16 protein-coding genes and 1 pseudogene are annotated in these 23,772 nt (G+C 70.7%); 7 read left to right on the forward strand and 10 right to left on the reverse strand.

The genetic code is table 11. The features are described from left to right. Positions 1-100: 100 nt before the first annotated feature. The 4 genes and pseudogenes from ACK8N7_RS33010 to ACK8N7_RS33025 form a co-directional block, all read right to left on the reverse strand. Positions 101-1,984 carry a P-loop ATPase, Sll1717 family gene (locus ACK8N7_RS33010; RefSeq protein WP_500444754.1) on the reverse strand — a complete coding sequence of 628 codons (1,884 nt, stop codon included), beginning with the start codon at positions 1,982-1,984 and terminating at the stop codon, positions 101-103. A 1,094-nt stretch (positions 1,985-3,078) separates the two neighbouring features. After that, a pseudogene (locus ACK8N7_RS33015) lies at positions 3,079-3,480 on the reverse strand (HAD family hydrolase); the annotation flags it as partial. Positions 3,481-3,547: 67 nt separating this feature from the next. Further along, positions 3,548-4,021: a DUF5709 domain-containing protein gene (locus ACK8N7_RS33020; protein WP_329222797.1), complete on the reverse strand. Its 474-nt coding sequence runs from the start codon at positions 4,019-4,021 to the stop codon at positions 3,548-3,550. Between the two features lie 40 nt (positions 4,022-4,061). Beyond that, positions 4,062-4,388 (reverse strand): plasmid stabilization protein, encoded by a 327-nt coding sequence (locus tag ACK8N7_RS33025; protein WP_500444755.1) that lies wholly within the window; start codon positions 4,386-4,388, stop codon positions 4,062-4,064. A gap of 434 nt (positions 4,389-4,822) precedes the next feature. Here ACK8N7_RS33025 and ACK8N7_RS33030 point away from each other — a divergent pair, with 434 nt between their 5' ends. Beyond that, positions 4,823-5,059 (forward strand): DUF5133 domain-containing protein, encoded by a 237-nt coding sequence (locus tag ACK8N7_RS33030; RefSeq protein ID WP_403217650.1) that lies wholly within the window; start codon positions 4,823-4,825, stop codon positions 5,057-5,059. A 26-nt stretch (positions 5,060-5,085) separates the two neighbouring features. On the opposite strand, the gene ACK8N7_RS33035 is transcribed toward ACK8N7_RS33030, so the two are convergent. Then, a complete protein-coding gene (locus ACK8N7_RS33035) occupies positions 5,086-5,685 on the reverse strand; it encodes a flavodoxin family protein (protein ID WP_500444756.1) in 600 nt (199 codons plus the stop codon). Positions 5,686-5,898: 213 nt separating this feature from the next. On the opposite strand from ACK8N7_RS33035, the gene ACK8N7_RS33040 reads away from it, so the two are divergent. The 3 genes from ACK8N7_RS33040 to ACK8N7_RS33050 all read left to right on the forward strand — a co-directional run bounded on the left by ACK8N7_RS33040 (position 5,899) and on the right by ACK8N7_RS33050 (position 10,695). After that, positions 5,899-7,215, forward strand: coding sequence for an ATP-grasp domain-containing protein (locus tag ACK8N7_RS33040; RefSeq protein ID WP_403217648.1), 1,317 nt, complete (start codon positions 5,899-5,901; stop codon positions 7,213-7,215). A 56-nt stretch (positions 7,216-7,271) separates the two neighbouring features. After that, positions 7,272-9,308 carry a CocE/NonD family hydrolase gene (locus ACK8N7_RS33045; protein ID WP_403217647.1) on the forward strand — a complete coding sequence of 679 codons (2,037 nt, stop codon included), beginning with the start codon at positions 7,272-7,274 and terminating at the stop codon, positions 9,306-9,308. A gap of 82 nt (positions 9,309-9,390) precedes the next feature. Further along, on the forward strand, positions 9,391-10,695 hold the full coding sequence (locus ACK8N7_RS33050) for a cation:proton antiporter (protein WP_500444757.1): 1,305 nt from the start codon (positions 9,391-9,393) through the stop codon (positions 10,693-10,695). A gap of 18 nt (positions 10,696-10,713) precedes the next feature. On the opposite strand, the gene ACK8N7_RS33055 is transcribed toward ACK8N7_RS33050, so the two are convergent. Then, positions 10,714-11,610 carry a pentapeptide repeat-containing protein gene (locus ACK8N7_RS33055; RefSeq protein WP_500444759.1) on the reverse strand — a complete coding sequence of 299 codons (897 nt, stop codon included), beginning with the start codon at positions 11,608-11,610 and terminating at the stop codon, positions 10,714-10,716. 109 nt (positions 11,611-11,719) lie between these two features. Here ACK8N7_RS33055 and ACK8N7_RS33060 point away from each other — a divergent pair, with 109 nt between their 5' ends. Beyond that, entirely contained in the window at positions 11,720-12,292 is a 573-nt protein-coding gene (locus ACK8N7_RS33060; RefSeq protein WP_500444761.1) for a PadR family transcriptional regulator, read from the forward strand. A gap of 103 nt (positions 12,293-12,395) precedes the next feature. Beyond that, on the forward strand, positions 12,396-14,126 hold the full coding sequence (locus ACK8N7_RS33065; protein ID WP_403217643.1) for an acyl-CoA dehydrogenase family protein: 1,731 nt from the start codon (positions 12,396-12,398) through the stop codon (positions 14,124-14,126). Positions 14,127-14,140: 14 nt separating this feature from the next. Here ACK8N7_RS33065 and ACK8N7_RS33070 read toward each other — a convergent pair whose 3' ends face one another. Next, positions 14,141-16,297 carry an ATP-binding protein gene (locus tag ACK8N7_RS33070; protein ID WP_500444763.1) on the reverse strand — a complete coding sequence of 719 codons (2,157 nt, stop codon included), beginning with the start codon at positions 16,295-16,297 and terminating at the stop codon, positions 14,141-14,143. 26 nt (positions 16,298-16,323) lie between these two features. Further along, positions 16,324-17,868, reverse strand: a complete 1,545-nt coding sequence (locus tag ACK8N7_RS33075; RefSeq protein WP_500444765.1) for a TIR domain-containing protein — start codon at positions 17,866-17,868, stop codon at positions 16,324-16,326. A gap of 87 nt (positions 17,869-17,955) precedes the next feature. On the opposite strand from ACK8N7_RS33075, the gene ACK8N7_RS33080 reads away from it, so the two are divergent. Next, positions 17,956-20,526, forward strand: coding sequence for a hypothetical protein (locus ACK8N7_RS33080; RefSeq protein WP_500444767.1), 2,571 nt, complete (start codon positions 17,956-17,958; stop codon positions 20,524-20,526). A gap of 42 nt (positions 20,527-20,568) precedes the next feature. Here the strand turns inward: ACK8N7_RS33080 and ACK8N7_RS33085 are convergent, their stop codons facing one another. Then, positions 20,569-21,327 (reverse strand): IclR family transcriptional regulator, encoded by a 759-nt coding sequence (locus ACK8N7_RS33085; RefSeq protein ID WP_403217638.1) that lies wholly within the window; start codon positions 21,325-21,327, stop codon positions 20,569-20,571. A gap of 135 nt (positions 21,328-21,462) precedes the next feature. Beyond that, positions 21,463-23,538, reverse strand: a complete 2,076-nt coding sequence (locus ACK8N7_RS33090; protein ID WP_500444769.1) for a neutral/alkaline ceramidase — start codon at positions 23,536-23,538, stop codon at positions 21,463-21,465. Positions 23,539-23,772: the final 234 nt, after the last annotated feature.

Consider the following 23,772-nt stretch of genomic DNA (forward strand, 5'->3'; position numbering starts at 1 on the left):
CGGCCCCCCTGCCCCAGCGGTACGGCGCGTCAGCGCGCCCGCTCCAGCATGCCCCAGTCCGGCCCCGCCCGCCGATCTACGAGGCATTGTCAGACACCTTCTAGTGGGACGAGGAGGAGCCGCTGCCACCGCCCACGGCGCCCCCGACAGCCCGGACCAGGAGCCGGGCTTCGTCTGCGAAGCCCCGCGTGATGGGCTCCGGCTGGAAGCCGTGGTCCGAGAGCTGGACGGCAATGCGGTCGAAATAGCCCGAGGCGGCCAGGGCATGGCGGGAGACGTCCACGGCGGAGCCGGCACGCAGTTCCTCCAGGACAGCGCGCGCGTCACCCAGAACATGGCTGACCTGGGAGTGGACTTCGACCCCGATGGATTCGGGCAGAGCGGCACGGGGCAGCCGGCGCAGCAAGCGCTCGCAGGACTGGATGACCCGGTTCAGCAGCTGCACGTCGCGGCTGACTCCAAGGCCGACATCGGAGGCTATCGACCCGGTGGCCGCCCGGGTGTTGTTCCCGACGCGGGTGGGACTGTACGCGGTGAGCTCGACGGGGCCCTGGCTGCCCAGCGCTGGCCGGAAGCAGGGATGGACGTGGAATTCGTCCTCCCCGGGCTGCGGCGGAGCCTTTGGCCCGCCCGCGTACACCACGTCGTTGCCGCGTTTGACCCCCAGGAATCCGATGCCGTAGAGGACGGATATCAGCCCTGTCGGAGTGAGGTTGTCGGCGTAGTCGGGGAATTCCTGGCGCAGCTGCTCGGCGCGGGCGTCGAAGCGGGTCTCCAGCGCTTGGCGCATGACGATGTATCCGGTGTTCTCAAAAATCGGATACAGGGATTCAAGGTAGGGATGGTTGACTCGGTACTCCGTTGCGAGGTCATCGAGTTTCCAGGCGGAGAACTTATCGGTGGCCGCGATGACATCGCCTTGTGCGATGGGGTCGTTGCCCCGCTCGTGGGCCGCGTCACGGCACAGGTTCAGGAACTGGATCGCATCGCGGGGGCGCGGGAGCGACCGTCGGAACACATAGGCGGTTATCGGCTCACCGGAGACCTCGGCGGGAAAGAGCTGCCCCCAGAGCTGCTCGGAGGTGAGGTTTACCTTCAGAGAGGCCCTGGCGCGGGCGAGTGCCATGTCCTCAAGCCCTTGCTGTGTCCAGGATATGCGCAGTTCGTCGCTGCGGAACTTGTCGGCGTCGCTGAAACGCAGCGAGTCGTAGATGTCCGCGCGCACGAAGAGCACGCAGCGCACCGCACCACCGTATTGGCCGGTGACGTGCTTCGCGGCCAGGAGCAGGCCGGTGACGAGGGAGTGGCTGTCCGGGTCGATGGTCCAGCCCTGGTCCACCTTGTCCACGAGGAAGAGCAGGGGCACGTGCTCCGTGGCGCAGCCCAGCTCCTCCAAGGCGAGGGCGACGCCCCGTTCGAGGACGCCGAGCTGCCGGTCGGCGCGAGCCCCTTCCGGTGTGCCGGCCACGTCGACCTCTGCTTCCACTCCGAACGCCTTGAGGGAGAGACTCGCCGATTGCAGCCCCTGTACGCCGCGGCGCAGGCGGTCGTACAGCCGCTCGTCGGCGGCTTCGTCGTTCATCTCCAGGAACTTCCGCAGCGCGCGTACCGACCCCGGTGTGCGCCGCCCGTGTGAAGCACGGGCGTGCGTGACCACATCGTGGGCGGCCTGCACGGCGAAGAGGTAGCGCCAGATGAGGGACTTGGCCGTGTCGTCGGTGATGCCGACGAGTTCGAACCGGCGGATCTCGTTGCTGGCGGCGTCGTCGGGCGTGATCATGGCTGTGGGGCCCGGGTGGCCACCGGCGCTGCCGAGCTGCTGGCAGATCGCGCTCTTGCCCGCCCCTTTCCGGCCGATGATCAACGACTTCCGGCCGGAGAGCGCTTCTCGGTAGGCGTAAGTCTCCTGGAACACTGCAGAGCTCAGCAGTCCGACGGTGATATCGCTCTCCGCGTCATCCTTGCCGAAGGAGAGTCGGCTCACGGCACTGTGGTCTTCCAGCACGCTTCCCCCGTGGTGATGGCTGAGTTCCGCCAGAGTAGTTCCGGAGGAGCATCACTGTCCGGACAATGAGCCGGGTTCGCATGTGGCGAGGAATCTCGGCGGGGGCTCATGGATGAACAGCAGGACTATGTGCGGGCGTTGGAGCACCTGCAAGAGGGGGTGGGAGGCCTCCGCGAGGCGCAGGAGCAGGGCTCGGACGTTCTGCGCCGCATGATCGCGGAGTCACCCGGCCGTGACGCGGTGCTGGCCCACTTGCGGGGTGAACTGGGCGACCAAAAAGCGGTGTTGGAAGAGGTGCGGAAGGAGGTCGCCGCCATGGCCCGGACGGTGACCAGCACACACGACGCCTTCATCGACTTCCTGGAGCGCTACGGCAGGCACCAGATCGTGGCCAACGCCCACGCGGAACGCACCCAGTTGACGGTGATCTGGAAGGCGGACTACGCCGACCGGCAGCGGACCCGCAATCTGGCCCGGGGCTTGGTCCACGAGCTGACAGCGCATGCGGTGAAGGACGGGTCCATGGACACGGCCACCATCGACGCCTGTGTCGGGGAACGCTGGCTGTCGGAGCCGACGTACTGGCTGGCACCGGCCGCGATGGCCGTCGCGGCCCGGTATCGGGGTGACGACCGGAAGGTCTCCCGGGCCACGTCGTACGCGTTCTCGCGCGATCAGGCAAAGTCCAAACTGTTCTTCGCTCTCACCTGGTCCAGAATGGGCCGGCTCGGTGAGGCCGCGTGGTGGATGGACCGCTATCTGGGGTCGCTCCACCGCGACGAGCTCGGACTGGAGTTCACGGTCCTGCTGGACGCGATCGCCAACGCGGAGCTGGGCCACGAAGCCCTGACGTACGCGTCCGAGACCATGGCCCGGTGGTTCCGCGAGGAACCCGCCGCCCTCCGGCCGGGACCTGCTTCCTCGCGCGCGCAACTGAAGCGCTGGCAGCCCTGGCTGCGCGAATTCTCCGCGACCGGGCCGACCGACGGATTCGCCGCTCTGCGAGAGCTGAGCGGTGAGGGCTGGGACGTCATCGAGGAGAGCTGGAAGTCGGCAACGGCCGCCAGCGGTGCCGAGCTCGCCGTATCCCGGATGGCCTCGTCCGCGTCCACGGCCCGCCGCAGGGCCGCCAGCTCCGGTCCGCTCGCCGAGGTGGCGAGGACGACCCGCCAGTCGCGCCCGGCCAGGGTCCGCAACAGTTCGCCCGCCCCCTCGAAGGCGGGGAGCCGGTCGAAGTACGTCCCGTAGAGCACCTTGTGCGCGGAGCTGATGGCGGAGTCCTGGTCACGGTCCCGGCCGGGACCGAGCAGCCGCTCGATCAGATCGCCGGAGCCGAGGCCCACCGCCCGGTGGATGTCCGGCATCGGCACGGTGTGCCCGGCCTGCCGGAACGCCTCCCACCACGTCACCACATGCAGATGATCGGTGTCGGTGAGTGTGCCGTCCACGTCGAAGATCGCCGCGCCTGCTGCCATGTGCCCCTGATTCCTTCGCTGCCGTGCCCCGTGCGTACGGTGACGCGGTTACGTGCGGTCCGGACGGTCAGGCTTCCCGGCCTCCGCCGTCCTCCTCGTCGGCCACGTGCACGGCCGCTTCCTCGGCCGACGCGGCCCCGCCGTCGATGCCGACGTCCTCGGCGAAGACGTCGGTGTTCCGGCCGGTCGCGTCGTCCGCCGCGGTGAGCCGCCCGGCCCGCGCGTCGCCGTCGATCCGCTCCTGCGGCTCGCCCTCGCCCTCCGCGACATCGCCGATGCCGTCACCGTCGGGCGGCTGGACGTCCGCGACCTCCTGGGCGAGCCGCTGGTCGAGGGATTCACCCTCCCGCTCCTCCTCGCCCGTGGTGCCGAACTTGTTCACACCCAGAGGACGTTCGGGAGGGGAGTACCCCTCCTCCATCTGATCGTCCAGATCACGTTCGCCGAGCGTGTTCTCCAGGTCGAGCTCGTCGTTGGGCGGGTCCTGGCCGTCGTCGTTCTGCGGCTGGTACACATCGTCGCCGCGTGCTTCGTCGCTCATGCGTCCTCCTCTGCGTAGGGCTCATCGGCTGCACGGAAGGTCAGCGTCCGAGCGCCTGCCGCAGCTCCGCCTTCTTCATCGAGGAGCGCCCGTCGATGTTCTTCTTCTTCGCCTCCTCGTAGAGCTGGTCCTTCGTCGGACCCTGCGCACCCTTGTGGGAGCGTTCGCCACCGCGCTCGTAAGCGGACTTCCTGTCCTTCGTCGACGTCCTGCTCGCTGTCCTGGATTCGCCGGACCGCGCCCGCTCCTTGTTCACCGTCCGCGCGGCGATCTCCTTGGCACGCTTCTCGGAGGTGCCCCGCTCCTCCTGGCTCTCCTTGATGTGCTCGTACTGGCGTTCACGCTTCGCGCTGGATCCAGCAGGCATGAGGTACTCCTTGTCCGTCTCGATTCCCCGAGGGACTCGATTCCCGAGGGACGCCCACCCGCGTTTCCCTTACGAGCCCCAATAAACAACGCCGGAGGGGAGGGGGCACGCCCGCCCCCCGGTTCCGCGGCCACTGGAGTGACGGACACGGATCTCACGCTTGCATGAATGGCACGCGGCTGGGCACAGTCAAAGGGCAGAGGTCAGGAATCGGCCGGCTCTCATCCGTCCGTGTTCCTCCTGATGAGCCGCGCTGTCACCGGATCATCCCCTGCCCCTCCCTTTGTATTCCTTTGTATTCGGCATTACCCCGGGCATGCGCCGTGCGCCGCTGATGGCGTGCTGTCGTATGTCCCCTGTTCGTCCCAGGAACGCTTTCCGCACCCGTTCGGCCCCCGCGGGTGCCCTTGGTAGTGAGAGAAAGGCAGAGCGCGATGCTGATGGCACACCCCGAGGTACTCGAGGAACTTCTGCGCCGCTACGAAGAACTCCGGGCACAGCACGGCGAAGGCGGCGACGGGGTGGCCCGCGGGCTGGAGGACGTGAGCTACACGCTCTGCGTCTCCACCGGGACCCGTGAGATCGCCGCGGCGCTCGTCGCGGCGCGCGAGCAGCTGCGACGCCCGGCCGGGAGACGGAACACCCCGGTCTCCACCTCGGTGCCTGCCTGAAGGGTGCGTGCTGCTGTGGGCCCGGATCAGGACGCCGGGTAGGGGGCGTCGGCGAGCAGACGGGCCAGGTGGACGGCGTTGGCGGCGAGGGCCTTGGTGGTCGAGGCGACGGCCTCGGGCGTCTCGTCCAGATCCTGGTAGTCGGTGCCCTGCATGGCTTCGCCGACCCAGTACGTGACGGCCCCGGGCGCCAGGGAGAAGCCGACGTCGTCGAGCCCCTGGAAGATGTCGGCGCTCACCTTGTGCGCCCCGTCCTCGTTGCCCACGACGGCCACGGCCGCGACCTTGCCGTAGGTGTGGGGGCGGCCCTCGTCGTCGGTCTCGGACGATTCGGCGTTCAGCCGCTCCAGGACGCGCTGACAGACACTGGAGGGGTGGCCGAGCCAGATGGGCGTGGCGACCAGGAGGATGTCGGCGGCCAGGACCTTCTCCCGGATCGCGGGCCAGGCGTCGCCGTCGCCCATGTCCACTTCGATCCCGGGGCGGACGTCGTGGTCGGCGACCCGGACGACCTCGCCCCGTACGCCGTGGCGTGCGAACTCGGTCATGACCTGTTCGGCGAGGTGGTGGCTGCTGGAGCGGGCGGGCGAGGCGTTCAACGTACAGACGAGGGCGAGTGCGCGCATGACGGGGTGTCTCCTTCGAGCTGGCGGGCGGGGGAGGGTGCCGGTCCGTGGGCACGGCGACACTGGTGCCCCGTGAATCCCCGCCGTACGCACCGGAGGCGCACAATGCCCCGAACGGAAGTGGCCCGGTATTCCCGGTCGCCGGCCTTCCCGTTTGAACCCCCGCACAGGGGTAGACGGCGCAGAACCCTGCTGCCGACGAGAGGAATCCCTGTGTCCCAGGATCAGCGCAAGAACATCTTCATCATCGGAATGGACGAGGCCAACCGGCGCACCCTCGAAGCCGTTCCGGACGCCGACGGCCACCGCCTCCACCCGCTCCTCAGCGTCAAGGAGCTGCAGGAGGACGCCACCACCGTCGACGAACTGCTGACCCGCGCACGCGCTGTGCTCGACGCGCACGACGGCAGCATCGACGCGATCGTCGGTTACTGGGACTTCCCGGTGAGCACCCTCGTCCCCCTCCTGAGCAAGGAGTACGGGACGACCAGCACCAGCCTCGAATCCGTCGTCAAGTGCGAGCACAAGTACTGGAGCCGGCTGGAACAGCGGAAGGTCATCGACGCACATCCCCGCTTCGGCATCGTCGACCTGGACAGCGACGATCCGCAGCCGCCGGAGGGGATGAGCTTCCCCATGTGGCTGAAGCCCGCCCTGGCCTACTCCTCCGAGCTGGCGTTCGGCGTCTCGGACATGGACGAATTCCGTACGGCGGTGGCGGAGATACGCGGGGGCATAGCCCGGGTCGGAAAGCCCTTCGAAGCCATTCTCGATCTGCTGGAACTCCCGCCGGAGATGGCGGGTGTGGGAGGCCAGGTCTGTCTCGCCGAAGAGGCCATGACCGGAATTCAGGTGGCCGTCGAGGGATACGTGCACAACGGTGAGGTCACCGTCTACGGCGTCCTCGACTCGATCAACTACCCCGACTCCTCCTCCTTCCTGCGCCACCAGTACCCGAGCACCCTCCCCGCCCCGGTGATCCAGCAGCTGCACGAGGTCAGCGAACGCACCATGCGGCAGATCGGCATGGAAGCGGCCACCTTCAGCATCGAGTACTTCTACGATCCGAAGACCGCCGATATCAGCCTGCTGGAGATCAACCCGCGGCACTCCCAGTCCCACGCGGAGATGTTCAACTTCGTCGACGGCGTGCCCAACCACCACCGCATGTTCCGGCTCGCCCTCGGCGGCGACCCGGCCCTGCCCGCGGGCGGCGGCCGCTACAAGGTGGCCGCCAAGTGGTACTACCGCTGGTTCGGCGAGGGCCGCGTCCACCAGGTGCCCACCGCCGAGGAGATCGCCGCCATCGAGCGGGACATCCCGGGCGTCCACATCGACATGGTCCCCTCCGAGGGCCAGCGGCTCTCCTCGGTCAAGGGCCAGGACAGCTACAGCTACGAGGTCGCCCACATCTTCACCGGCGGCGACGACGAGGACGACCTGCGCCGCAAGTTCGACGCCTGCGTCGCCGCCCTCGGCCTGAGCTTCGACGAGACGGAACCGGGCGGGCGCGGCCGGAATTCTTCGTGACGTCCCGGGTACCCGCCCCCACCGGACCCGACGTCAGGAAGGACCCTGCCACCCGTATGCGATTCGTCGAGCAACTCCCGTACGAGACCGAGGAAGAGAACCACGTCACCATCACCATGGCGGACGGGGTGCGCCTGTCGGCCAGGATCTGGCGGCCCGTGTCGTCCGACGGGGAACCGGTCCCCGCCGTCGTGGAGTACATCCCGTACCGCAAGAACGACCTCACCTCCACCCGGGACGCCATCCACCACCCGTACATCGCGGGCCACGGCTACGCCTGTGTACGCGTGGACCTGCGCGGCACCGGGGAGTCGGAGGGCGTCCTCCTGGACGAGTACCTGGAGCAGGAGCAGCGCGACGCCGAAGAGGTGCTGGCCTGGGTCGCCGCGCAACCCTGGTGCGACGGGAACACCGGCATGATGGGCATCTCCTGGGGCGCCTTCGCCGCGCTCCAGACGGCGGCGCGCCGGCCCGAGAGCCTGAAGGCCATCGTCATCGCCTCGTTCACCGACAACCGGTACGCGGACGACATGCACTACCTCGGCGGTGCCATGCTCTCCGACAACCTCGCCGAGGCCGGCACCATGTTCGCGTACGCCACCTGCCCGCCCGACCCCGAACTGGTGGGGGAGCGGTGGCGTGACATGTGGCAGGAGCGGCTGGAGGCCGCCCGCCCCTGGGTCCTCGAATGGCTCCGCCACCCGCACCGCGACGCCTACTGGCAGCACGCGTCCCTCAACGAGGACTACTCGCAACTGCAGTGCCCCGTCCTGGCCTCCAGCGGCTGGGCGGACGGCTACTCCAACGCCGTCACCCGGCTCCTGGCCAACGTCGACGTCCCCCGCAAGGGGCTGATCGGCCCCTGGTCCCACAAGCTGCCGCACCTCGGCGAACCCGGACCGGCCATCGGCTACCTCCAGGAAGTCGTCAAGTGGTGGGACCACTGGCTCAAGGGCATCGACAACGGGGTCATGGACGGGCCGATGCTCCGCACCTGGATGCAGGAGAGCGTCCCGCCCTCCACCTCGTACGAGGAGCGCCCCGGCCGCTGGGTCGCCGAACCCTCCTGGCCCTCGCCGCAGATCAAGGAGGTGGTGCACCCGCTGCGGGGCGCCACCATCGTGACGGCGGACGACGAGGAGCCCCTCCCGCGAGGCCGTACGCGTACGGTCCGGTCGCCGCTCTCCGTCGGCCAGTTCGCGGGCAAGTGGGCCTCCTACAACGCGCCGCCCGACCTCCCCTACGACCAGCGCGAGGAGGACGGCGGCTCCCTGGTCTTCGAGACCGAGCCGCTCGCCGAGCGGGTGGAGATCCTCGGCTCACCCTCCGTCGACCTGGAGGTCTCCGCCTCCGCCCCCGTCGCCCAGATCACCGCCAGGATCTCCGACGTGGCACCGGACGGCCGCGCCACCCGGGTCACGTACGGCGTACTGAACCTGACCCACCGGGAGAGCGACGAGCACCCCGAGCCGCTGGAACCCGGCCGCCGCTGCCACGCCCGGATCCCGCTGAACGGGGTCGCGCAGGCGTTCCCGCCCGGTCACCGCATCCGGCTCTCCCTCTCGACCTCGTACTGGCCCCTGGTCTGGCCGGCCCCGGAACCGGTCCTGCTCACCGTCCACGACGACGGCGCCGCCCTGACCCTGCCGGTGCGGCCCACCGAGGAGCCGGACGGCATGCCCCAGGCGTCCTTCGGGGAGCCGGAGGGCTGCCGGCCGCCCCCCGTCACCCGGCTCACCGAGCCCGAGCAGGCCTGGAACGTCTCCAGGAGCCTGGTGGACTACCACTCCGCCCTCGACATCGTGAAGGACCGGGGGCTGCAGCGGTACGAGGACAACGGCATCGAGGTGGGGCTGCGGGCCTGCGAGAGGTACACCTCCGTGGCCGACGACTTCTCCTCCCTGAGCGGCCGTTCGGCATGGACCATGACCTTCGCCAGGCCCGGCGGCTGGGACGTACGGGTCGAGACGAGCACCGTACTCACCTCCAGCGCCGAGGAGTTCACCGTCGACGCGACCCTGGACGGTTACGAGGGCGGCCGCCGGGTCTTCTCCCGCACCTGGAACGAGACCGTCCCCCGGGACCTCGCCTGATCCCTCCCGGCAGCGGCCTCGCAGCCGCCGCCCCTCCCCGGCCGGTCCGCATCGGGCGGCCGGCCGGACACGACAGAAGAAGATGAGGCCGGACGTGTCGATCACCACCGTGGGTGCGGTGTACGGGTGCCTCGGCATCGGAGCCTTCCTCGCCGCGGCCCTGCCCCGGCTGCTCTCCCGCCTGCCGGTCTCCGTACCGATCGTCTTCCTGGCCGCCGGAGTGCTCCTCTACCTGACGCCGCTGCCACTGCCCGAGGTCGACCCGGTCGCCGACCGGGTCTGGGCGCAGCACCTCACCGAGCTCTGTGTGATCACCTCGCTGATGGGTGCGGGCCTCGCCATCAACCGCCCCTTCGGCCTGCGCTCCTGGGCCGCCACCTGGCGGCTGCTCGGGGTGGCGATGCCCCTGACGATCGGGGCGACGGCGCTCGCCGTCTGGTGGCTCCTCGGCTGGCCGGTCTCCGCCGCGCTCCTGGTGGCCGCGGCCCTCGCGCCGACGGACCCCGTCCTCGCCTCCGAGGTGCGGGTGGGGGAGCCGTCCGACGCGAAGGAGGACGAGGACGAGGTCCGCTTCGCGCTGACCAGCGAGGCCGGGCTCAACGACGGGCTCGCCTTCCCCTTCGTCCTCGCGGCGGTCGCTCTCGCGGCGGCCGGGGAGAGCTGGACAGGGGGCTGGCTGACGCACTGGGCCTGGAGCGACGTGCTCGTGCGGATCGGGGTGGGCGTGGCGGCGGGCGTCGCCATCGGGCTCCTGCTGGGGCAGCTGCTCTTCCGGTCCCGGGCCAGGTCGCTGCGGCTCGCCGAACAGGGCGAGGGGTTCGTGGCGCTGGCCGCCATGTTCCTGTCCTACGGGGTCACCGAGGCCCTGCACGGATACGGCTTCCTCGCCGTCTTCGCCACCGCGTGCGCCCTGCGCAGGTCGGAGCGGAGCCACGGCTACAACAAGGTGATGCACGCCTTCGTCGAGCAGATCGAACGCCTGCTGATGGCCCTGCTCCTCTTCGGCGTGGGTGCCTTCGTGGCCTCGGGCGGCCTGGCCTCGCTCACCTGGCGGGGCGCGGCGATAGGCGTACTGCTGCACTTCCTCATACGCCCGGCCACCGGCTGGATCGCCCAGCTGCGCGGCCCCGGCCGCCCGCACGAGCGCGCGGCCACCGCCTTCTTCGGCATCCGGGGCATCGGCTCGCTCTTCTACCTCGCCTACGCCTTGGGGGAGGGCGAATTCGGGGCGTACGCGCTGGAGATGTGGGCGGTCGTCGTCTTCGCCGTCCTGATCTCCGTGGTGGTCCACGGGGTCGCGGCGACGCCTGTGACCAGGTACCTCGACCGGCACTCGGCGAAGGCCGAAACTGAGGCTGAAGCTGAGACCGAGGTCAAGGCCTCCTGAGCTCCGGCCGGCCGGAGCTCAGGAGCCCCAGTGCCCCGGCCTCCGCAGACCGGCCGGGATCGTGGTCGCAGCATCGCCCCGGGCCGCGTTGAGCTGCGGCTGGGTGAGGAAGAGGGCGCCCGTCAGATCGGCACCGCACAGGTTCGCGTCTCGCATGTCCGCGCCGATCAGGTCGGTGTCGCGCAGGTCGGCGCCCGAGAGGTCGGCGGCGATCAGGCAGGCGCCGCGCAGGGTGGCCCCGCGCAGTTCCGCGCCGCGCAGCCGGGCGCCGAAGAGGTCGGCGCCCCGATGGTTCTTCTTCTTGCCGGGGACGGCGGCGCGGGCGAGCTCACCGGCGCGCAGGAGGTGGGCGTTCACCTCCGCGCGGAGGGCCGGTACGTCGGTGGCGAGGAGGGTCTCGGCGCTGCCCCGGGTCAGCGCGTCGATCCTGTCGTAGGCGCGGCGCAGCTCGCCGTGGGCCGCCTTCGCCGCCGGCAGGTCCAGGGCCTCGGCCGTGTACCGCAGCAGCTCGTGCAGCTGCCGCACCACGGGGAACACCTCGTACATCGTGCGGGCGGAACCCGGCTCCTCGCGCCAGCTGCGGCCCCCGAAGGTGACCTGGGAGACCTTCTGGCCCGCCCCGAAGCAGTCGAACACCGTGCAGCCCTGGTAGCCGCTGCCGCGCAGCCGCTCGTGGATCCCGCAGCCGAAGTCCTCCTGGAGGTTGGAGCACGGGGTTCCCGCGGCCTTGTCCGCGGCGAAGTCCGCCGAGCGGGCGAAGGGAAGCGCCACACAGCAGAGGCCGAAACAGTTCCCGCAGTCGGCCTGCAGGTCGGGGTGGCCGGTGAGCGGAAGGTGCTGGGACAAGGCGGTGGCTCTCCTGATACGGCAAGCGGGCAGACGAATAGGCGGGGAGATGCGTGGTGCGCCGCTCATTGTCCCCCGGGTCCGGCGGGGCCCGAGGGCGGGGACGGCCCGGGTGAGCCGTGTCTCACCCGGCCGCTGCGACTTGTCTATGCAACGAGTTGCATAGAAGGATCGCAGTATGGCGCTCGAACACGCGATCCTCGTCTCCCTGCTGGAGAAGCCCGGCTCCGGCTATGAGCTGGCCCGGCGGTTCGAGCGGTCCATCGGCTACTTCTGGACCGCCAGCCACCAGCAGATCTACCGCGTCCTCGGCCGGATGGAAGCCGACGGCCGGCTCGTCGTCCGCGAGGTCGAGCAGCAGGGCCGGCCGGACAAGAAGGAGTACTCCGTCGCCGGCCCGGGCCGTGGTGCCCTCGCCGACTGGCTGCACAAGCCGATCGAGCCCGAGAGCCTGAGGCACGACCTCGCCGTCAAGATCCGGGGCGCCGCCTTCGACGACCCGGCCGCCCTGATCCGCGAGGTCGAGCGCCACCGCCAGGCTCACCACGACCGCCTCGCCCACTACCTCGCCGGAGAGGCGCGCGACTTCACCGGGCCCGAGGCGTCCGTACCCCCGGACGCGGGCCAGGAGCTCCAGCACGTCGTGCTGCGCGGCGGCATCGCGTACGAGCGCATGACGATCGCCTGGCTCGACGACGTACTCGACACCCTCCACCGGCTCGCCCGGCGAGCGCCGGGCCCGGACGCCTGAACGGCGGCCCGGCGCCACCTCCGTACCGCCGCGCCACCTCCGTACCACCGCGTCACTTCCGTACCACCGAAAGAACCCTCAACCCTCCCGGAAGGCGATCTCCATGGCTGAGTCCGCGTCCCTGCTCTTCAACCCGCGCACCTACGACCCCCAGCACTTCGACCCGGAGACCCGCAGGCTGCTGCGCGCCACCGTCGACTGGTTCGAGGAGCGGGGCAAGCGCCGGCTGATCGAGGACTACCGCTCCCGCGCCTGGCTGGGCGACTTCCTCGCCTTCTCCGCCAAGGAGGGCCTCTTCGCCACCTTCCTCACCCCGGCCTCCGCCGCCGGGAACGAGGACCAGCGCTGGGACACCGCCCGGATCGCCGCGCTCAACGAGATCTTCGGGTTCTACGGCCTCGACTACTGGTACGCCTGGCAGGTGACCATCCTCGGCCTCGGCCCGGTCTGGCAGAGCGAGAACGCCGACGCCCGCGCGCGGGCCGCCGAACTCCTCTCCCAGGGCGAGGTGTTCGCCTTCGGCCTCTCCGAGAAGACCCACGGCGCCGACATCTACTCCACCGACATGCTGCTGACGCCGGACAGCGACGGTGCGGGCGGCTTCCTGGCCTCCGGTTCCAAGTACTACATCGGCAACGGCAACGCGGCGGGTCTCGTCTCCGTCTTCGGCCGCCGCACCGACGTCGAGGGCCCCGACGGTTACGTCTTCTTCGCCGCCGACAGCCGCCACGAGGCGTACCACCTGGTGAAGAACGTCGTCGACTCCTCCAAGTACGTCAGCGAGTTCCGCCTGGACGGCTACCCGGTGGCGCCCGCCGACATCCTGCACACGGGCCGCGCCGCCTTCGACGCCGCCCTCAACACCGTCAACGTCGGCAAGTTCAACCTCTGCACCGCCTCGATCGGCATCTGCGAGCACGCGATGTACGAGGCCGTCACCCACGCGAGCAACCGCATCCTCTACGGCCGCCCCGTCACCGCCTTCCCGCACGTGCGCCGCGAGCTGACCGACGCGTACGTCCGGCTCGTCGGGATGAAGCTGTTCAGCGACCGCGCCGTCGACTACTTCCGCTCGGCCGGGCCCGACGACCGCCGCTACCTGCTCTTCAACCCGATGACGAAGATGAAGGTGACCACGGAGGGCGAGAAGGTCATCGACCTCATGTGGGACGTCATCGCCGCCAAGGGCTTCGAGAAGGACAACTACTTCGCCCAGGCCGCCATCGAGATCCGGGGCCTGCCGAAGCTGGAGGGCACGGTCCATGTCAACCTCGCCCTGATCCTTAAGTTCATGCGGAACCACCTGCTCGCCCCTGTCGACTACCCGGCCGTCCCGTCCCGCCTCGACGCGGCCGACGACGACTTCCTGTTCCGCCAGGGACCGGCCCGCGGCCTCGGCGCCGTGCGCTTCCACGACTGGCGCCCCGCCTTCGACGCCTACGCCGAGGTGCCGAACGTCGCCCGCCTCCGCGAGCAGGCCGACGCCCTGTGCACCTTCGTCGAGACCGCCGCCCCCGACGAGGAGCAGAGCCGCGACCTCGACCTCCTCCTCGCCGTCGGCCAGCTCTTCGCCCTGGTCGTCCACGGCCAGCTGATCCTGGAGCAGGCCCGGCTGACCGGCCTGGACCAGGAGCTGCTGGACGAGCTGTTCGCCGTCCTCGTACGCGACTTCTCCGCGCACGCCGTCGAGCTGCACGGCAAGGACTCCGCCACCGAGGCCCAGCAGGAGTGGGCGCTCGGCGCGGTCCGGCGTCCCGTCGTCGACGCGGAGCGTTCGGCGCGGGTCTGGGAGCGCGTGGAGGAGCTGTCGGGGGCGTACGAGATGGCCGAGTGAGCTGACGGCTCGCCTCAGGAAGCCGGCGTCCCTGACTTGCCCCGGCCGGTCAGGGACGCCAGGTCCGAGGCGACCTGTTCCGCCTCGGCGGCTCCGATATCCCGGAAGAGCCGCAGGGCCAGAGCCCACCAGCGCGCGGCCCGCACCCGGTCGCCCGAGGCGAGGGCGGCGGTGCCGAGCCTGCGCAGGCTCGTCGCCTCCTGGTGGGCGCTCCCCGCTGCTCTGCTGTGACTGACCGCCTGACCGTGTGCGCGCTCGGCACGTGCTGCCTCTCCCATGCGCAACCGGAGGATCCCGAGGCTGTTGAACCCCTGGGCGGCCTCCAGGTGCAGCTGCAGACGCACCGCGATCCCTATCGCCTCCTCGGCATGCGCCACCGCCTCGGCGAACCGGCCCAGATCGGTCTCCACGCTCGCCATGGTTCGCAGGGTGATGCACACGTGCCGGTCCGACGCGACGCGCCGGTAGTACGTGAGCGCCTCGCGCTGCTTGGCCAGGGCCTCGGCGAGCGCACCGCGCCTGCGGAGGACCGACGCGATGTTGGCCGACGCGCCGGCCCGGCCGCGTTCGTCGCCGAGGCGGAGGAAGAGGCCATGGGCTCGTACGTAGTGTTCCTCCGCCTCGGCAAGCCGGCCGGCCGCGACCAGTGCCATCCCCAGGTTGGTGCGGGTGAGCGCCTCGGCCTGGGGGTCGGCCAGCCGGAGGGCCGCTCGGAGGGCGGCCTCGTGGGTGGTGATCCAGGCGTCGAGACGCTTGGTGAAGTACAAGTAGCCCCGGACGGCGTGGGCCAGCCGCCAGCGCCGGTCGTCGTAGCCTTCGTTGTCCGACGTGCACAGGGCCATCAGCGTGGGCAGTGCGGAGTCGAGCCACGCCAGGGCCGCGGGCGGGTCCGGCAGTTCCGGCCCGGGCATGCCCGGACGGTCGAGCGGGACGCGGAACCGCAACGGCGCCACCAGGTCGTCCGCCCGGTCCGCGACAGGGAGGTAGTAGTCGTACAGCCGGGTCAGGACCGTGTCCCGTTCCGGGGCGCACAGCTCACCCGCGTATGCGCGCAGCAGGTCATGGGCCGCGAAGAGGCCGGGGCCGGACTCGGTGAGGAGATGCCCCCGCACCAGGGTGAGGAGGGCGGCGGCGGCCTTGTCGCGGGTGGTTCCGGTGGCGGCAGCCATGGCGAACACGTCGATGCGGTGGCCCGGATGGACGCCCAGAACGCGAAAGGCTTGGGCCGCCGGGCCGGACAGCGCGCGATAGGACCAGGAGAACACCGTACGCAGCGCGGAAGCGCCATCGTTCCCGGCATCCAGGAAGTCCAGTCGGGCGTGCGGTCCGGACGACCCGCCGAGGAACGCAGCGGCCTCGGAACCGCTCTCCGCAGCCCTGCCGGCCGCGATGCGCAGGGCGAGCGGCAGCCCATCGCAGTACCGGGCCAGAGCGCGGGTACGGCCCGGGTCGACCTGCGCGCGGTCACCGAGCGCGGCCCCGAGCAGGGCCAGGGCGTCGGCCTCGCCCAGGCGGCGCAGCGGCAGGGAGAGGAGCTGGTGGTGCACTCCCAGACCGGTCAGAGCGGCCCGGCTGGTGATGATCGCCGCGCAGTCCTGGCCGCCGGGGAGCAGTGGTCGGACCTGTTCCACCCGGGACGCGTTGTCGAGGACGACCAGCACTCGGCGCCCCGTGGTCAGGGTGCGGAAGGCGGCGGCCCGTTCGGCGGTCGTCGTGAGCTCGTCGGGGTGGTCCTGGCCGAGAGCCCGAAGGAAGGCGGCCAGGACATCATGGGCGGGCAGTGGTTCGTCCGGGCCGAAACCCTGCAGATCCACGTACAGCTGACCGTCCGGGAATTTCTCCCGCACCCGTCTCGCCCAGTGCACGGCCAGCGCCGTCTTGCCGATGCCCGCCATGCCCGTGACCAGGGCGATGCCACCGGCCGAGAGGGCGGAGTCCAGGGCGTCGAGTTCGTGGGCCCGCCCGACGAGCGGTCCGCCGTCCCGGGGGACCTGCTGCGGAGGAAGCGGAGTCGGGCGGGCGGAGGCGGGCGTGTGCAGGTGGACGCCCCCATGGATGACCCCGGCCTGGACCACCGGGCCGTACCCGACGTCGACCTTGTTGTCGACGCGGGACGGAGGGGGGAGCGGGGGTGGGGTGGGTGGTCTGCGGGGCGCCGGCCCTCCGGTCATGGATGCAGTGTCCCCGGGGCGGAGGGCTAGGGCAACCGGCTGTTGACCTGCAGCCGGATGTCGGCGTAGCCGGCGACGTGATCGAAGGTGACGAGCTGGAAGTTCTTCGGGTGACCGGCCGTCAGCCCCGACACCACCCCCTGCGCGGCGCCGAGGATTTCCTCGTTCGTGTCGTAGAAGGTCGCATCGATGGTCATGAGGGACACGTCCGAGCCGGCGGAGACGACCTCGCCGTAGACGATGTGGTTGCCCGAGGCGTCCTGCTTGGCGACGACCTTGTCGAAGGTGATGGGCTCGGTCCGTTCGCCCGCAGGAGGGCGCTCCGCCGGGGCCGTCGCGCCCTGCGGCGGCCGACTTGGCGCGGCTGCCGTCCCCGGCGGAGAAGGCAGCTCGGCGGAGGGCGGGGTCAGGTCCCCCGCCGAGAGCCAGTCCGTGCCGTTCAGGTTGACCGCACAGCCGACTGCTTCCAGCCGTTTTGCCAATTTCTGCCGACTCTGGGACGAGCCGGTCAGTCGCACCACGTAACGGCCGCCCAGGTCGCTGAGCGGGCGGACCTTGCCGAACTCGACCAGCACCGTCCGGTCGGGAAAACGGCCGAAGGCCAGCCCCGCCTCGAAGAGCACATTGGGACGCGCCTGGCCCTGCGGCGCCAGCTCCGGGTCGTCCGGTCCGTCACCGTGCTCCGGCTTCAGGTACACGACGTCGTCCGGTGTCATCAGCACCAGGATCGCCTGAGCGGCGTTCATCGCGGCGTCGAGCGCGTCGCCGATGTAGGGCGCACCCTGTCCGGTGAGCTCCAGCACCTGCGTCCATTCGATGGGATGGAGGTCGATGGCGCGCAGAAAGGCATACAGCTCGCGCCGAGCCTTGTGGTCCCGCCCATGGAACACGATCAACATCCGGTTCCGCTGCGTCGGAAACTTCGGTGTGCGCACGTCGATGTGCACCACGGGCTCAACGCCCTCCTCGTCGCCCTGACGGGGCAGGCGCGCGAAAGTGTTCTTGGCGAAGGAGAGTTGGTACCTCCGCGGTTCCTTCATGGTCGCGGTCCGCTCCTGCAGCACCGCCAGACCGCGCATCACCTTGACGGAGACCTCGATCACGACCTCGCTCGCCGTGCTCCCCGACGGCCGCTGCACCAGGCAGCCGAGTTGATGTCCCTCGGGACGGAGGCGCTCCTCGCCGTCGCCGGGTTCCAGAACCCAGGTCACCCGGGACGACCCCACCCCCCTGGTGGGCGCCACCCCTCCGTGCAGGCGCTGCCCCGAGCCCATGTCGTGCTTCGCCACGATCCCCGGATCGGCGAAGGTGGCCGTGACACTCACCTGCAGGTAGTGCCCCTGTTTGAGCGGTTCGAGATCGACAGGGAGGACGACGTAGGAGTACTGCCAGGTGTCAGGGTCGACCAGTTGCGCGTACCGGGCCAGCGTGGGGTCATCGGGCCGGAAGACGTCGGCCCTGCCGAAGACGATGTGACTTGCCGACTCCCACCGGCGGTCGGACCCGGCGACCGGGATGCTGAAGTGGAGCTCCTCGACTCCGGCAACGGCCGGTTCGGGGCTGTTGGTCATCCGGCTCTCCTCGACTGCTGGTGCAACGGGCACGCGCAGGGGCAAGAATACGTTCATGACGGACAGATCCCTTCCGCGCAGGCACCCGTGAACGGTGGCGACGCCTACCGGGGCGACATCACCCAGCACCCGTCGTCGAAGCTGATCTTCGCTGCCTGGCAACGGAGTTCGGCCGAGCGCGGGCGCGTACCGGTGGAGTGCCCACCGCCCGGGGCCGTCGCGCTCAGGTGCCGCTACCGCCACCTGACGGACCCCGCCGAGCCGTACGGTGTGCCGGCCCCGGTCACCGCAGAGCTCTGGGACCGGGCGCTCCGCGCCGAGACCGAGCTCGACGACGCGGTGCACACCGGGCGCTTCGACCACGCCGCCGCGCTCTGCCGCGAACTCCTCGAAGGTCCGTACGACGAACTCACCGCCACCAACGCCCTGATCGGCTCGGGCGATGTGCACCGGGCTCGCGGTGAGGTCGAACAAGCCATTGAGCAGTACGACATGGCGCTGCGTCGCGCGGATGCCCGCGGGTACCGTTTCGGGCGGCTGCGCGCGCTGGCCGGACTGGGTCACGTCGCGCTGAACCAGCACTCCGTCGAGCGGGCCCGGGAGATGTACGGGCACGCGGGAGAGCTGGCCCGCAGCATCGGTGATCCGCTCTACGAGGCGAACGCGCTCTTCGGCTCGGCGGAGTGTGCCGAGCGGTCCCGTGACCTGATGGGGGCGATCGAAGCCCACGAACAGGCGCACGCGCTGTACGTCGAGGCCGCCTCCGTGACGGGCCAGGCCCACGCGGCCCAGCGGATCGGCGCGCTGTACCACCGGGCCGGGCACCTCAAGATCGCCCGGACATGGCTGGTGGTGGCCGCGAAGGCCTTCACCCGGTTCGACGACCCCGTCGGTACGGTCAACGTGCTGGAGAGCATGGGGGATCTGCTCCTCCACGTGGACGAGACGGACGAGGCAGAAGTGCGGTACCGCGCAGCGCACGAGATCGCGGAGGCGCACGGTCTCGCCTCGGCCGAGGTGCACGCGGTGCAGAACTTCGGGCGGGTGGCCCGCGCCCGCCGGGACTGGCCCGCGGCGGTGGCGCTCTTCGAGAAGGCCGCGGCCGCCTACCGGGAGGTCGGGGACCTGCTGGGGGTCTGCAACGCCCTCGCGAAGCTCGCGGAGAGCCGGGAGCGGCTGGGCGACGCGGACGGCCGGGAGCAGGCGGTACGGGACCGGGTGGCCGCCGTGTTTGCGATCGAGGAGTACCGGGCGGCCCACCGCGAAGCCGCCGTGCAGGGTGAGTACCGTGAACGCTTCGGTCCGGTGTACTCCGCCGCCCTGCGTGCGGCGGTAGGGGCCGGTATGCCGGAGTCGTTCGTGGTGGTGGCCGACGGACTGGCCGGACGGCGGCTCGCCGGTCTGGCGGCGCACCAGGTCCCGGCCGGGGTCACCGGTCGTCTGACCCTCTTGCAGCACCTGCTGGTCAGCAGCGACGAGCGCTGGCTCGCGCAGCGCCGCCCGCCGGGTGCGGGCGGGATGCGGCTGCCGCCCGACCTGCCCCGGCAGGAGCGCGTCGCCCGGATGATCGGCAGCCTCGCGATCGGGGGAACGGTGCGCGAACCGGCGCGTACGGCGGTCGAGGACCTGCTGGCGGCGGTCTATCTGCCGCCCGCCGACGAAGGGGCGGAGCTGCTGGCCGCCGTCCCGGACCGGTGCCACATGCTCCAGCTGGTGATCGATCCGGACGACCCCCGGCTGCTGCACCGGCTCTGGCGTGACGAGCACGGTGAAAGCCGTCTGGACAGCGTCGAGTTGAGCGAGGCGTGCACCACACTGCTGTCCGTGGTGCGGATCGACGGCGAGGACCGCGGCTCGCTGCGCCCCTGCGACCTGGCCGCCCTCGCCGAACTCCTCCCGGAGCAGCTGAGCCGGGCACTCGCGGCCGGTGCCGTCCCCCGGCTGCTCCTGGTCCCGGCGAGCGACCTCTGGCTGGTCCCCTGGGGTGCCGTCCCCGTCGGTCCGCGGCGCCTGCTCGGTGAGAGCGCCGAGTACGTCGTCTGCCCCTCGCTCCTCATCCAGCGCGTGCTGGCCCGGCGCGGCCCCGCCCGGCCCGTCGACGGTCCCTCGTACCTGTGGCGCAGTCCGGTGATGGAGGGCCTGAACCTCGCAGGGCTGCAGGCGGACGAACGGTGGACCTTCGACATGCCGGCCTCCGCTCCGCAGATCACGGCGGTTCTGGCCGCCGACGCCCACACCGTCGTCGTGCTGTGCCACGGCCGCCCGGCTGTGGGGCCCGGTCACTACCTGGAGCTGGAACCCGGCAGCTGGCTGCTGCCCGCGGACGTCCTCAGCGGTACCCCGCCGCAGCGTCTCTACCTCATCACCTGCTGGGGCGGTGGCGTCCCCGGCCAGGCCATGACCGAACCCGTCACCATCGCGACCCTCGCCCTGGCGACGGGGTCGGTGGAGGTGCTCGCGACCGTGGGGGAGTACGGCGACACCCCGGACGGCAACGAGTTCGCCCAGTGGGTCCTGGAGCGGCTGAGCACCACCTGCACGCCCCTCAGCCGTGCGGTCCATCTGGCGAGCAGGAGGATCGTGGCCCGGGAGGGCGCCTGGGAGTGGCCCCTGCGGGACTGGGCTCCGCTGCTGCCCATGGGCACCTTCCACGGCTGACGGCCGCAGGGCCGCCCCGCCCGGCGGCGGCTATCCGGCCGGTCAGTCCGGGATCGTGAGCCGGCGGGTCACGCGCAGCGCCGACGACAGCAGCTGGGCCCTGACCTCGCTGGTCCGGTACATGCGGTCCGAGCGGAACGAGATGCCGAGCGAGCCGACCCGGTCGCCGCTGTACACCCGCACGGCGACGCATGTCGTGCCGCGCCGGTACTCCTCCCGGTCCATCGAGAGCGGTGCCATCGGCGGCGCGTCCAGCTCCCGGATCAGCTCCTCGCGGTGCGTGATCGTGTGGGACGTGAGGTCGGCCAGAGGGTGGCGGGAGAGGTAGTTGGCGCGGGCCTCCTCGTCCAGCCCGCCCAGCACGCTCTTGCCCAGGGCCGTGGCGTGTCCGGCGTCCTCGAAGCCCACCCAGAGGTCGACCCGGGGCGCTCGCGGGCTGTCGACGATCTGGAGGACCCGGATCTCGCCCTCGTCGTACAGCGTCAGGTAGGCGGCGGCGGAGAGGCCGTCGCGCAGCGAGGTCAGGAGGGGGCGGACGTGCTCCGTCCACGCCCCGATGCTGGGTCCGGTGTCAAGGGACGGGCCCTGGTCGGGCAGCGCGTACGCTCCGTCGTCCAGCTCCCTGAGATAGCCGTCCTCGGCCAGCGCCCGCAGGTGCTCCCCGGCCATGACCGGGGGCAGCTCGGCCTCCCGGGCCAGCTGCTGGGTGGGCGCGCCCGTCGGATGTGCCCCCGCGGCCTCCAGCAACCGGAGGTCCCGCTGGACGGACACGGTTGGCTCGGGGCCGGCCTGGTCACCCATGCCACCAGCATGGACCCGGCGGCGGGTTGCGGCATCTCCTGTGCGGAAACCCGTGGTGGGCGGGGCCCCGGCGGCCGGAGCCGTGGTGCGGGCAGCGCTTGTGCGCCGCCGCCACCACGGCTCCGGAGCCTCAGGTCACCCGCTCACGGTGAACGTCGGGGATGTCCCCGTGAACGGTGTGATCTTCCCCAGCAGGTTCTTCGCGTCCCCGTGGTGCACGATCCGGTAGGTGCCGGGAGCGGTGTCCGCCCCGATGGCCCAGGTGACCGTCGCCTTCGACGTACCGGTCAGACCGTTGATCCGGGTCCAGCGGTACGTCGTCTCCCAGTCACCGTCGTCCAGCACCCGCACCCATGAGCCGCCCTCCAGCCGCTGGACCTCCAGGAAGGTGCCACCCCGGCGCACGTTGTTCTTCGGGTGTCCGGTGGCGAACTCGACGGTCGCCGTGGAGCCGCGTCCGTACGAGGATGCCGGGCCGGTCAGGACCGAACCGAACGACTTGCCCGGCGGCGGGTTGTCGTACACGACGCCCGTCTGGAACGTGAACTGCCGGGCCGACTCGTCCGGCGGTGCCGTGCCCCGGCCGATCGCGGTGCCCTGGCGCAGGGAGGCCGCGACCCGCGCGTACTCCTGCTGGTAGGCGGGGAGTGTGTTCCGGCCGTAGAGCGTGGAGCCGCCCTCGTAGTTCTGCGTCTCGTACTCCTCCGGCGTCGTCACGTACTGGCTGTAGGCGTTGGCGTACCCCTGCAGCAGCACGCGCTCCAGCGGGACCCCGAGCTCCTGGGCCACCGTCCGCCGGACCCGGAGTCCGGCCGTGATCGTGAACTCGCCCGGCCCCGCCACCAGGTACAGCTCCCCGATCTTCATGATCTGCAGCGGGAGGATCTTCGGGGTGACCGGGTGGACGTTGCTCAGCAGGCCCGTGGGGATCAGGCTCGCCTTCGGGTACTGGCAGGTCGCGAGCCAGGACGGGGTGTCGATGCGCAGCGCGTCGATGATGGACGCGACCGGGGTGCGCGTGCCCTCCTCGAAGCCGGGGATCGCCGGACCGTCCTCGACACTGCCCGCGAGCGTGGAGGCGCCCACCACGGCGGGACAGGTGCGCTGCTCCTTCCCGTCCGTCGTGTACTCGCCGCTTACGGTGACGTCCTCCATGTCGACATAGGTGAGGCGGGAGTCGACCCCGCCGGTCACCGGCCGCGCGTCCTGGTAGACCTCGCGGGCTTTGTCGAGCTGGCGCTCACCGATGATGCGGGTGTTCTCGAACTCGTCCTCGGTGGGCCCCGATCCGGGCTTCAGGTTGAGGTTGGGGGACATGTCACCGGCGTTGGTGTTGGGGAACGCGGCGACAAACCCCGGGGTGTTGTCGAGATAGCGCACGCCCTCGTGGTCGTGCTCCCAGGCGTAGGAGGCATAGCCCTTGTTGTCGGGGCTGATGAGGGTGTTCTTGTTGGTGATCGAGGTGTTGTGGGTGGCGAACCAGCTGATCGCGCCCGCGTCCTTCTCGCCCTGCCGGAACCGCAGCACGGTCATCGCCGGGTCGATCCCGTCGGGGAAGGCCGCCCGGTCGGCCGCCGGGTTGCGGTCGAAGGCCTCCCGGGAGCGGTTGACACTGGCGTCGGTGAGGGTGCCGGTGCCCAGGCTGATGGTGCCGGGCTTCAGGTCGTCGTGGGCCTTGGCGACGGAGTCGGCGATGCCGTCGACGATCGCCCGGTAGGTGGCGCTCTGGAAGCCGAGCACGGAGAGGTTGTACGCGACGTGGTGGGAGTAGCCGCCGGGGCCCGAGTGGGTGTGGGTGGCGGAGAGCAGCACGTTCTCGTCGCCGTACAGGCTGCCGTAACGCTCCTTGAGGCGGGCGATGACACCCTGCTGCACGGACTGGAAGATCATCGCGAGGTCGGCGTTGACGTAGACCACGCGCTTCCCGGTCGCCCGGTCCACCACGACGTACGCGCGGGACCGCTGGCGCTGGTGGATGCCGGACGTCTTCTGGTCGAAGCTGGAGTAGCCCATCATCCCGGTCTCGGCGGCCTCCCCGGTGACATCGGCGATGCCGCGTCCGACGAGGTACTCCCCGTCGTCGGCGGCCGGTGAGGCCGATGCGGGGGAGGGGGCGCCGAGCGTGAGGGCTCCCAGCGTCGCGGCGACTGCCAGGGCGGGGAGCCTATGGCGGGAGCGTCGAGGGCGGCGAGGGGTGGGGGGTGGTGGCATCGGACCTCCTGGGGCGGGAGACGTGCGGGACCCCGGGGCCCGGTCGGCGGCTCACCGACATCTGAGGGACCCGGAGCGCTGCCCCGACGGTAGAGGTGTGTGACCTGCGTCGCATAGGTCTCTACCGGCCAGTAAATGAGGAACCCTCACCATGCGCGTCCGGCCTGGTGCGATCTGCCCCTGAAGGTCGGGCATGTGCCCGCGGAGAGGTTCATGTGCCCGCGCGGAGAGACT

The organism is Streptomyces griseobrunneus (assembly GCF_046713465.1).
Classification (GTDB): Bacteria; Actinomycetota; Actinomycetes; order Streptomycetales; family Streptomycetaceae; genus Streptomyces; species Streptomyces microflavus.